The organism is Streptomyces sp. NPDC048643 (assembly GCF_040650615.1).
Classification (GTDB): Bacteria; Actinomycetota; Actinomycetes; order Streptomycetales; family Streptomycetaceae; genus Streptomyces.
This window is the reverse complement of sequence record NZ_JBEZHO010000096.1, coordinates 1-11072: the sequence shown is the minus strand read 5'-3', so window position 1 is coordinate 11072 and position 11072 is coordinate 1. Positions and strand designations below refer to the sequence as shown.

Below are 11072 nucleotides of genomic sequence, written 5' to 3'. Positions count from 1 at the left end.
CCTTCCGGCGTGATGACCGTCCGCCCGCCGTGCAGCAGCGGCAGCCACAGTTCGTAGGTCGAGGGGTCGAAGGCGTACGGAGCCACCATCAGCACCCGCTCGTGCGCGCCCGGCTCGAACATGCTGTCCGCGACGAGGTCGAGGATGTCGCGGTGGGTGACCGCCACGCCCTTGGGGCGCCCGGTCGAGCCGGATGTGTACATCACGTACGCCAGCTGCTCCGGCCGGCTCTGCACGCCCGGGTTGCCGACCGGGAACCCGGCCGGTTCCTCGGGTTCGTCCACCGCCACAACCGCCGGTGCAGCAGGCACGCCACGGTCACGCATGGCGCGGTCGGTCAGGAGTACCGGCGCGGACGTCTCGTCCACGATCCACTGCATGCGCTCCAGCGGATAGCCACTGTGCAACGGCAGGTAGAACGCTCCCGCCTTCAGCACGGCGAGCAGGGCGACCACCAAATCCACCGAGCGCTCCATCAGCACCGCGACCGGCGCCTCCGCACCCACGCCCAGATCCACCAGCCGGTGCGCGAGTTGATTCGCCCGCTCGTCCAGCTGTCGGTACGTCAACTCTCGTCCAGCACACCGCACCGCCACCGCGCCCGGGGACCGCAGCGCCTGAGCCGCGAAGACCGCCTGCACCGATTCATCGAGCATCGCCACATTCGGCTCAGATGACCGATCCTCGACAAGATCAACAGCATCTGCAGCATGCATTGCCAATCACCCTCTTTCGGTGTTGAGACCGCGCGAAGTTCAGCGGGACGAGCAACGCGGATGAACGTTGCGGAACGGAAGGCCCCTGGTGGCGCATGATCGTTGCGGAACGGAAGGTCCTCGACAGGATGTGAACCGTCGCGGAATGGCTATTCCGTCATCTCCGCGGTCAGATTAGGCGAGCGGCGACGGGTGGTCACCCATCGAACTGTCAGAGGAGCCTGGATCTCAAGCGATCCTGAATCGCACTTCGAGTGCGGACGGTGTCCTCGAATTCGGATCCAGACCTACTTGAGGATCGATCCGGTTCCCGGCCGCCCTACCAGGATGAGGGATACCGTGCCGCCAGTGGCTCTCCCAAGAGGTGCCCCGCAGAGATCAAGATAATGCCGTCACGGCGAATTGAGAACCGTGCACCCGGAAGAGTCAGAAGGAGCGAGGTCATGGCCAATCCTTTCGAAAACCCCGAGGCGGAGTACCTCGTACTGATCAACGAAGAGAAGCAGTATTCCCTCTGGCCGAAGTTCGCTGAGGTGCCGGCCGGCTGGACCACCGTGCATACGAACGACCGCGCATCGTGCATCGACTACATCAACTCGAACTGGACCGAGATGCGTCCGCACAGCCTCGTGCAGCACATGAAGACAGCGGTGTAATCCTGCCCACCCTCACCAGCCAGAGTTCCTGCCCACACAGTCGACCGGGATAGTGAAGCAAATGGCGAATTCGAACGTGTCCATTTTTGATGAACTCTCCATTGACCATGTCGAGTTTTACGTACACGACACGGCGGTGGCTGCAGCACAGTTCATAGACAGCTATGGGTTCGAGATCTACGGAGCTTCCGAACCGGCAGATTCTGTCGGGGCCATCCGTTCGGTGGCCCTCGGCAAGAATCAGATCCGGCTGGTGCTGACGATGGCGCAGGGTGCTGACCACCCGGCGGCCGCATACGTCGAGCAGCACGGTGACGGGGTGGCCAATATCGCGCTCACGACCTCCGATGCCACGGAGGCATTCACCGAGGCAGTGCGCCGGGGCGCCGCGGCGGTGGCGGAGCCGGCCGAACGGGACGGGCTCACAACGGCTTCGATCCGAGGCTTCGGAGATGTGATTCACACCTTCGTGCAGCGCCCTGTCAGCAGCGATCCGCGGACACTTCCGGCTTTCTCATCGGTGCCGGAAACCGGTGCTCGGTTCGACAGCGGCCTGGGCGAGATCGACCACTTCGCCGTCTGTCTCGAAGCCGGCCAGCTCACGTCCACCGTGGAGTTCTACGAGAAGGTCCTGGACTTCCAGATGATCTTCGAGGAACGCATCGTGGTGGGCAGTCAGGCAATGGACTCCAAGGTGGTCCAGAGCCGATCCGGCTCTGTCACGCTCACCCTGATCGAGCCCGATACCTCGCTCGATCCGGGCCAGATAGACAAGTTCCTGAAGAACCACGGTGGGGCCGGCGTCCAGCACATCGCTTTCACCGCAGACGACATCGTCGAGTCGGTGGGTCTGCTCAAGTCGCTGGGTGTGTCCTTCCTGAGCACTCCGGATGCCTACTACCGGCTGCTGTCCGTGGATCTGGCCAAGCACTCCGTTTCCGAACTGCAGGAACTGGATGTCCTGGTCGACGAGGACCACGACGGCCAGTTGTTCCAGATCTTCACTGCCTCGGTCCACCCGCTCGGCACCTTCTTCATGGAGGTCATCGAGCGCCTGGGGGCTCGCACCTTCGGCAGCGGGAACATCAAGGCGCTCTACGAAGCAGTCGAACGGCAGCGGGCCGAAGGGGAGGCTGAGAAGTAATGGCCCAGCAGTCCGGGGGACCGGTCGCCACAGCGGGAACACAGCCCGTGTGCGTGAAAGACCTGCAACAGTCGGCCGCCGCACGGCTGGCGCCGGCGGTGTGGGATTTCATTGCCGGTGGCAGCGGCACGGAATCCACCCTGGACGCCAACCGTGCGGCCCTCGACAGCGTGTCACTCGTGCCCAGGGTGCTGGCGGGCGTCAAGAAGACCGACACCAGTACGGAGCTGCTGGGCACTTCGGCAGCGCTGCCCCTCGCCGTCGCGCCGATGGCGTACCAGCGACTGCTGCATCCGGACGGCGATCTCGCCGCCGCGGAGGGCGCGTTGGCGGCACAAGTGCCCTTTGTGGTCAGCACGATCAGCAGCCATGCGCTGGAGGAGATCGCCAAGGTCGGGGCAGCCCTGTGGTTCCAGCTGTACTGGTTGCACGATCGCGGTCGCGTGGTCGAGCTGATCCGCCGCGCCGAGCACGTCGGTTGCCAGGCTCTGATGGTGACCGTGGACGTCCCGATCATGGGCCGTCGGCTACGCGACCTGCGCAACGAGTTCGCGCTTCCCTCCTGGATCCGTAGTGCCAACCTCGAACCCGACGGACCTTCCGCGGCGCATTCCCGCCGACCCGGCGAGTCCGCCGTGGCTGCGCACACGAAGACTGCCTTTGACTCCACGTTCGGCTGGTCCGACCTGGAATGGCTCCGGGAGCAGACCCGACTTCCCCTGGTGGTCAAAGGAGTCCTTGATCCCAGGGACGCGGAAGAGGCTGTCCGGCTCGGGGCCGACGCGGTGGTGGTCTCCAACCACGGCGGCCGGCAGTTGGACGGTGCGCTGCCCAGCATCACCGCGCTGCCATGGGTGGTCGAAGCCGTCGGCGGGCAGTGCCAGGTCCTCATGGACAGCGGGGTCCGCAGCGGCACCGACATCCTGCGCGCACTGGCGCTGGGCGCGGACGGGGTCCTGATAGGGCGTCCGGTGCTGTGGGGGCTGAGTACCGCTGGAGCGCCGGGAGTTACTCAGGTGCTTTCGCTCCTGAAGACGGAACTCGAGGAGGCCCTCCTCCTGGCCGGCTGTGCCGACCTGGCCGCCGCACGCACCTTGCGCTCGTTCGTTTCCGGTACGCGGGGCTGATACGGACAACGTTCGTTCCCCCGGAACAGACTATTAAGGAGAAGGCGTCATGCAAGGCGAAGAAGACCACGAGTTCGATGTCATTGTCGTCGGTGGTGGGCCCGGTGGCTCTACCGTTTCCACCTTGGTGGCCATGCAGGGTCACCGTGTTCTTCTCCTGGAGAAGGAGGAGTTCCCCCGGTACCAGATCGGGGAGTCCCTGCTGCCTTCGACCGTGCATGGAATCTGCAGACTCCTCGGCGTCTCGGAGGAGTTGGAGAAGGCCGCGTTCATGCCCAAGCGCGGAGGCACCTTCCGATGGGGGAGCAGCCCCGAGCCGTGGACGTTCTCCTTCTCCGTCTCCGCGACCTTCTCGGGCCCGACCTCGCTGGCCTACCAGGTCGAGCGGATGAAGTTCGACCAGATTCTCCTGGACAACGCGCGCGCCAAGGGAGTCGAGGTCCGCGAGAAGAGCTCCGTGGTGGACGTCATCGAGGAGGACGGCCGCGTCAGCGGGGTGCTCTACAGCGACGCCGACGGAGTCCGGCACGAGATACGCAGCCGCTACGTCGTGGACGCCTCCGGCAACAAGAGTCGCATTCAGAACCGGATCGGCGGAAAGCGGCACTACTCGGACTTCTTCCAGAACATCGCGCTCTTCGGCTACTTCGAGGGCGGAAAGCGGCTCGCTGCCCCCAACTCCGGCAACATCCTCTGCGCGGCCTTCAACTCCGGCTGGTTCTGGTACATCCCGCTCACCGATGAGCTCACCAGCGTCGGCGCCGTACTCCGGCGTGACGCTCTGGAGCGAGTCCAGGGGGATCGGGAGAAGGCCCTGATGGGCCTGATCGACGAATGTCCGCTCATCGCCGAATACCTGGCCGAGGCGCGTCGGGTGGAGAGCGGACCCTACGGCGAGATCCGGGTCCGCAAGGACTACTCGTACTGCCAGGACACGTTCTGGCGCCCCGGCATGGTCCTGGTGGGCGATGCGGCATGCTTCATCGATCCGGTCTTCTCCTCCGGCGTGCACCTCGCCACCTACAGCGGTCTTCTGGCCGCTCGCTCCATCAACTCGTCGTTGAGCGGCGACTTCGAAGAGACGAAGTGCTTCGAGGAGTACGAAGTGCGGTACCGCAACGAGTACTCGCTCTTCCACGATTTCCTGGTGGCGTTCTACGACATGCACCAGGACGAGGACTCGTACTTCTGGACCGCCAAGAAGGTCATGAACAGCTCGGCGCCCGGACTCGAGTCCTTCGTCGAACTGGTCGGCGGTGGAGCCTCACGCGAAGGCGGACTGGTCAACGCCGCCTCCTACACCGAACAGCGCGAGTCCAAGTTCCGGGAGTTCTCCGAGCTGGCCGACCGGCCCGCGGGCGAGAGCGGAACGGATCGCGATCTGTTCGACTCGACGCTCGTCCAGTCGGTCCTCGAAGAGGGGGCCAAGATCCAGGTCCATGCCGCGCTGGGAGACGTCGCCGACGACGAAGGCCCGCTGCGTGAAGGCGGTCTCGTGCCGTCCGCCGACGGAATGCGCTGGGCGGAATTCGGCTACTGACCTGACCTCGCGTTCGGGGTCCGGGCAGCCGGCGGCGCCGGCTGCGTGAGCCCCGCGGTGGCCGGCGGCCGCCCACAGGCTGATGGGGGTAACGATGATACGAACGATGGCTGTGGTCGGCACGGGCCTGATCGGCACCTCAATCGGCCTGGCTCTCAGTCGGCACGGCATAACAGTGCATCTGCTCGACAAGGACGAGGTGGCCGCTCGCACGGCCGCCGCGCTGGGCGCGGGAGTGGTCGGCGCCTGGGACGAACCCGTCGACCTGGCGGTGATCGCCGTACCACCGAGCGCAGTCGGCGATGTGCTCGCGGAGATGCAGGCACGAGGGCTGGCCCGGAGCTACACCGACGTGGCCAGTGTGAAGGCACAGCTGGCACGAGACATCCGGAAGTCCGCTGACACTCCGTCCAGTTATGTGGGCGGCCATCCTCTCGCCGGCCGTGAACGATGCGGCCCGCTCGCCGCTCGCGCGGATCTGTTCGAGGACCGGGCCTGGGTCCTGACTCCCTCGGAGTCGACGTCCCAGGACGCGGTGAACCGAGTGCTCGAAATGATCGCGTTGTGCGGGGCGGTTCCGGTGATCATGGAGAGCCGCGCGCACGACAACGCGGTGGCGTTGACTTCGCATGCCCCTCATCTGGTGGCCAGTCTCATGGCCGCGCGACTTCAACACAGCTCGCGGGAGGCGTTTCGGCTCGCGGGGCAAGGACTGCGCGACGTGACACGGACAGCTGTCACAGACACCGGGCTGTGGAGCGACATCCTGCAAGCCAACGCACCGGCCGTCGCCGGAGTGCTCCGGGAACTCAGCGCCGATCTGACGACACTGCTGGCCACGCTCGACGACATGTCCACGGCGCCGCAGGACATGACGAGCCAGAACCTGGAGCCCATGGTGGACCTGCTGAACAGGGGCGCTGCCGGACTGGCGGCGATGCAGGGGCGCCAGACCGCGGACACCGAGACACACGTGGAGGTCCTGGTCGCCGAGGGCCCCGGACAGTTGGTACGTCTCCTCGACGCCCTCAAGACATTCCACGTGGAGGCGGAGGACGTGGTGCCGCGGCACTCCACGGAAGAAGGAACCTTCTCCATCACCTTCGCGGTGCCGGCGCCGCGTGCCGGCCGGATCGTCATGGAGTTGGGCCGAGCCGGTTGGCACGCAGAATCCGTCGACCCGGTCTCCGGCGCGCGGCAGCAGGAAATAGCACGGGCTCCCCGTACGCATCTCGTCGGCCGAACTCGGCCCGACGCTCACAGCATTGAGACTGCGGATAGAGGTTAGGTGAATGCACCCACAAAAAGGCTCCATTGCTGATCCTCTTCGTGTGGCTATCATAGGCACGGGAAACATTGGCTGCGACCTGCTGCTCAAGGTCATGGCTTCACCCCATCTCCGGTGCGACTCGTTCGCCGGCCGACGTATCAGCTCTCCTGGCATCGAGCTCGCCGAGTCTCGCGGGATCCCGACAACCGCCGGCGGGATCGACGCGGTGGCCGAGTCGGCGGACCGAATCGACGTGGTCTTCGACGCGACGTCGGCCCAGGACGCGGTGCACAACTGGAACATCCTCGAAGGCCTGGGCGTCCCCGTCATCGACCTCACGCCTTCCCACCTCGGCAAATTCTGCGTTCCGGCCCTCAACCTCGAGGAATGCCTCACCGAGCAGAACGTGAGCATGGTGACCTGTGGTGGACAAGCCGCAGTTCCCATCGCGCGCTGCTTCAGCGACGCTTCGGACGGCCTGGGATACCTGGAAATCGCCACAGCCAGCTCATCCGCCAGCGTCGGGCCTGCGACGAGGGCGAACATTGATGAATACGCCTTCACCACTCAGCATGCCACCCACGAATTCTGCCGGGTGGACACAGCCAAGACCATCCTCGTCATCAACCCGGCGGAACCGGGCATGGTCATGCGGAACACCATCGCAGTTCCCGCTTCCGAAAACCTCGACATGGAGGCGCTGCGCGTCTCGGTCGACACCATGGAGAAGCGGATCAATTCCTACGTCCCGGGCTATCGCGTCGTCGTTCCGCCCGTCGCCACCGGCGATCGCGTCATGGTGACCATCGAAGTGGAAGGACTCGGTGACTGGTTGCCGCGCTACGCCGGGAACCTGGACGTCATCACCTGCGCGGCAGTGGCTGTTGCCGAGGGGCGAGCGGAGGCACGTCGATGAACACACCTGTCGAGCGGAAGCTCAAGATCTGTGACACGACCCTGCGGGACGGAAATCACGCCGTAGCGCATCAACTGGGTCATACGGACATCGTCGCCTACGCCAAGGCCGCCGAGCTTGCGGGGGCCGACCTCCTCGAGGTCGGGCACGGCAATGGACTCGGCGCCTCGTCCATCCAGGTCGGACGAGCCGCGCTGACCGACACGGAGATGCTCACGGCCGCGCGCGCCCAGTTGAAGCAGACCCGGCTCGGCGTCCTGTCCATCCCCGGGTTCGCGACAGTCGAACGCGATCTGAAGCCCGCACTGGACTGCGGAGTGGACGAGGTCAGGGTCGGCGCTCACTGCACAGAAGCCGACGTGACCCGCCAACAGATCACCATGCTCCGTGAGATGGGTGTCACGGTCAAAGGCATGCTGCTGATGAGCCACATGGCGTCGACGAAGACGCTCATCGAGCAGGCACGGCTCATACAGGAGTACGGAGCACACGCGGTCATCCTGATGGACTCGGCAGGTGCGTACACTCCGGCCGCAGTCGACGAAAAGGTCGGCGCGCTCGTCGAGGAACTCGACATCGAGATCGGCTTCCACGGCCACAACAACCTCGGCCTTTCGGTGATGAACAGCATGGCCGCCGTCAAGGCCGGCGCGACCATCGTGGATGTCACGGCACGCGGCTTCGGCGCCGGCGCCGGTAACGCCCCGCTCGAACTGGTCGCCGCGAACCTCCACTTGGAACAGATCGAGACCAAGCTCCAGCTGTTCGCGGCCCTCGACGCCGCCGATCTCGCGGAATCCACCTTCGTCAAGCGCATTCCGACGAACGACAGCGTCACCATCGCCAGCGGTATCGCCGGAGTCTTCTCCGGTTTCGCCGCACCCACACGCCGCGCCGCGGAGCAGTTCCAGGTGGATCCACGAGAAATCCTGATGGAGCTGGGCCGCCGAGGAGTCGTCGCCGGCCAAGAGGACGCCATCATCGAAGTGGCGATGGGACTCGCCCAGAAGAACTCCCTGTACGACGTAATTTGATGACCTTTCACAACAGAGGAGCAAAGGTGAAACTGGATTCCGCACGCGAGGTGGGAGCGGATTATGCGGCGGTCGCCGCACTGCTCCAGATCGGTGCCGAGATCGGCGTGGACCAGGTGCTGGACTCGGGCCGCACGTTCGGCATCGCCGATCTGGCCGAGGCGACAGGCCTTTCCCAGGACAGCCTCGCCGAGTACGTGCACGCGCTGTCGGCCGCCGGGCTGGTCGCCACCGAGGACGGGAACGACCTGTACCGCGTGTCCGACGACTACGCGGACTGGAGGCACGAGGTCGGGTACCTGTCCTGGGCACTGACCGCCAACAGCCCGTTCCTGCAGAACGCCCGAGCCTTCCTCTCCGACAGCGGGTCCGCGGCCGACATCCATCAGCGTGACGGGCGCCGGGTAGCGGTCAGTTCGCGCTGGATCGGGGACCGGGCCTTCTACCCCGCCGTCGTCGAACGGGTCGTGGCGGCCGAGGCGAAGCACGTCGTCGACCTCGGCGCCGGCGCGGCCGGTCTGCTCATCGACCTCCTCGCTCAGGACGACCGCCGCACCGGTGTCGCCCTCGACCTGAGTTCGGCCGCCTGCGCCGCCGCCCGAGAGGCCGCGGGACGAGCCGGCGTGGACGACCGGCTGCAGGTCGTCGAGCGCTCGGTCGAGTCCCTCATCACCGACCCCGGTCCGCTCGAAGGGGCGGATGTCATCCAGGCATGCTTCGTGATGCACGACGTCCTGCAGAACGAATCCGTCTTCGACGACGTGCTGCGCACCTGTCGCAAGGCACTCGCGCCCGGCGGCGTCCTGGCCGTGGTCGACGCGGTCTCGTACGGGAAGGAAGCCCGCGAGCGCAAGTTCAGCGCCCTCTTCACCTACCTGCACGCGAACTTCATGGGAGTCCAGCTGCCCACCGCGGACCAATGGGTGGAGAAGTTCCGCAGCGCCGGCTTCTCGAATGTCGATTGCGTGTCACACATCATGCCGGGTGGCCGGCTGTTCGTGGCGACCAAGTAACTTCCCGAGGCCCGAATGGAGGCGTGCCGAGACGGGGACAGCCGCGCCGGAAACCTGCGCAGCGGTCGGTTCGGCCACGAATTATGCTTCAGGATCCACACGCCGTTCATGAGCAGATAGCCCTCGAACTCTGGAACGCCAAGAACGAGCGGAGGGCGATACCGTCCATCTCCGCTCGGCATCCCGAGTTCACCGCGCTGGACGCCTACGCCATCCAGCGCACTTTCCGAACGCTGGAACACAAGAACGGCGCGGTGCACGCCGGATACAAGATCGGCGCCACCAGCATCGCCATCCAGGAGATGTTCGGCGTCGATCAACCGGATTTCGGGTTTCTGACCCAAGGCATGCTTCTCGCCGACGGCGCCTGCCTCGATCCGGGTGAGTTCATCTCCCCCAAGGTCGAGGGAGAGATCGCATTCCGGATCGGCGCCGACCTCTCCGATCCCCGAACGACGGCCGCGGACGTACTGAAGGTCACCACCGAGGTCCTCCCGGCCCTGGAGGTGCTCGACAGCCGGATCAAGGACTGGGACATCGCGTGGGTGGACACCGTCGCGGACAACGCCTCGTCGGCAATGGCCGTCCTGGGCAAGGCCGTTCCCTTCGACGGGCGTGACCTCGCCGCCGAGGCGATGGTGTTCGAGTCGGGTGACTCCGTTCAGACGGCCAACGGTTCGGCCGTGATGGGGCATCCGGCGGAGTCCGTCGCATGCCTTGTGCGCATCCTGGCCTCATTCGGCGGGGGGATCGCTGCCGGCGACCTGGTGCTGGCCGGATCGCTGGCCGCAGCGGTTGATCTCGAGGCCGGCGCCACCGTCACGGCGTCATTCGACTCCTTGGGATCGGTGTCCCTCTCCACTTTCAGCAAGTGAGCTCTCACGTAGCTCTCTCCACGCGACACACGTTCGACCCCCATATCGAAAGAGGGTGATTGGCAATGCGTGCTGCAGATACTGTTGATTTTGTCGAGGATCGGTCATCTGAGCCGAATGTGGCGATGCTCGATGAATCGGTGCAGGCGGCTTTCGCGGCTCAGGCGCTGCGGTCCCCGGATGGGGTGGCGGTGCGGTGTGCTGGGCGGGAGCTGACGTACCGGGAGTTGGATGAGCGGGCGAATCAACTCGCCCATCGACTGCTGGATTTGGGCGTGGGTGCGGAGGCGCCGGTCGCGGTGCTGATGGAGCGCTCGGTGGACCTGGTGGTCGCCCTGCTCGCCGTGCTGAAGGCGGGGGCGTTCTATCTGCCGCTGCACAGTGGTTATCCGCTGGAGCGGATGCAGTGGATCGTGGACGAGACGTCCGCGCCGGTACTCCTGACCGACCGGGCCATGCGTGACCGCGGCCTGCCTGCCGCCCGCATGACTGTGGTGGTGGACGAGGATGCGGAGCTCGCCGGTCTGCCGGTCGGTGACCCGGGCGTCGAGAGCCGGCCGGAGCAGCTGGCGTACGTGATGTACACATCCGGCTCGACCGGGCGTCCCAAGGGCGTGGCCGTCACCCACCGCGACATCCTCGACCTGGTCGCCGACGGCATGTTCGGGGCGGGCGCGCACGAGCGGGTGCTGATGGTGGCTCCGTACGCCTTCGACCCCTCGACCTACGAACTGTGGGTGCCCCTCCTGCACGGTGGGCGGACGGTGGTGACGCCCGGAGA

The 11072-nt window shown here is 65.7% G+C and carries 11 protein-coding genes; 10 read left to right on the top strand and 1 reads right to left on the bottom strand.

Annotated elements, in window-relative coordinates:
* Nucleotides 1–656 (bottom strand): AMP-binding protein (locus AB0C62_RS41740; RefSeq protein WP_362982478.1); only part of this gene is annotated, 656 nt, incomplete at its 3' end.
* A gap of 503 nt (nt 657–1159) precedes the next feature.
* Here AB0C62_RS41740 and AB0C62_RS41735 point away from each other — a divergent pair.
* From AB0C62_RS41735 to AB0C62_RS41690, 10 genes are all read left to right on the top strand, one after another.
* Nucleotides 1160–1372, top strand: coding sequence for an MbtH family protein (locus AB0C62_RS41735; RefSeq protein ID WP_362982477.1), 213 nt, complete (start codon nt 1160–1162; stop codon nt 1370–1372).
* Nucleotides 1373–1433: 61 nt separating this feature from the next.
* Complete coding sequence (gene hppD, locus AB0C62_RS41730; protein WP_362982476.1) at nt 1434–2516, top strand: 4-hydroxyphenylpyruvate dioxygenase; 1083 nt, start codon at nt 1434–1436, stop codon at nt 2514–2516.
* 53 nt (nt 2517–2569) lie between these two features.
* Complete coding sequence (locus AB0C62_RS41725; protein ID WP_362982474.1) at nt 2570–3643, top strand: alpha-hydroxy acid oxidase; 1074 nt, start codon at nt 2570–2572, stop codon at nt 3641–3643.
* A 49-nt stretch (nt 3644–3692) separates the two neighbouring features.
* Complete coding sequence (locus tag AB0C62_RS41720; RefSeq protein ID WP_362982472.1) at nt 3693–5183, top strand: tryptophan 7-halogenase; 1491 nt, start codon at nt 3693–3695, stop codon at nt 5181–5183.
* 106 nt (nt 5184–5289) lie between these two features.
* Entirely contained in the window at nt 5290–6471 is a 1182-nt protein-coding gene (locus tag AB0C62_RS41715) for a prephenate dehydrogenase (RefSeq protein WP_362982470.1), read from the top strand.
* A 43-nt stretch (nt 6472–6514) separates the two neighbouring features.
* Nucleotides 6515–7369, top strand: a complete 855-nt coding sequence (locus tag AB0C62_RS41710) for an acetaldehyde dehydrogenase (acetylating) (RefSeq protein WP_362982468.1) — start codon at nt 6515–6517, stop codon at nt 7367–7369.
* Nucleotides 7366–8403 (top strand): 4-hydroxy-2-oxovalerate aldolase, encoded by a 1038-nt coding sequence (dmpG, locus tag AB0C62_RS41705; protein WP_362982466.1) that lies wholly within the window; start codon nt 7366–7368, stop codon nt 8401–8403. Before AB0C62_RS41710 ends, dmpG begins: the two co-directional genes overlap by 4 nt.
* Before the next feature lie 26 nt (nt 8404–8429).
* Nucleotides 8430–9416 (top strand): methyltransferase, encoded by a 987-nt coding sequence (locus AB0C62_RS41700; RefSeq protein WP_362982464.1) that lies wholly within the window; start codon nt 8430–8432, stop codon nt 9414–9416.
* 83 nt (nt 9417–9499) lie between these two features.
* Complete coding sequence (locus AB0C62_RS41695; protein WP_362982462.1) at nt 9500–10291, top strand: fumarylacetoacetate hydrolase family protein; 792 nt, start codon at nt 9500–9502, stop codon at nt 10289–10291.
* 125 nt (nt 10292–10416) lie between these two features.
* A partial coding sequence (locus AB0C62_RS41690) for an AMP-binding protein (protein WP_362982460.1) occupies nt 10417–11072 on the top strand: 656 nt, incomplete at its 3' end.

Coding starts and splice junctions, on each gene's coding strand:
- AB0C62_RS41715 (WP_362982470.1), top strand. CDS start 5,290: ATGGCTGTGGTCGGCACGGGCCTGATCGGCACCTCAATCGGCCTGGCT.
- AB0C62_RS41735 (WP_362982477.1), top strand. CDS start 1,160: ATGGCCAATCCTTTCGAAAACCCCGAGGCGGAGTACCTCGTACTGATC.
- hppD (WP_362982476.1), top strand. CDS start 1,434: ATGGCGAATTCGAACGTGTCCATTTTTGATGAACTCTCCATTGACCAT.
- dmpG (WP_362982466.1), top strand. CDS start 7,366: ATGAACACACCTGTCGAGCGGAAGCTCAAGATCTGTGACACGACCCTG.
- AB0C62_RS41695 (WP_362982462.1), top strand. CDS start 9,500: ATGCTTCAGGATCCACACGCCGTTCATGAGCAGATAGCCCTCGAACTC.
- AB0C62_RS41720 (WP_362982472.1), top strand. CDS start 3,693: ATGCAAGGCGAAGAAGACCACGAGTTCGATGTCATTGTCGTCGGTGGT.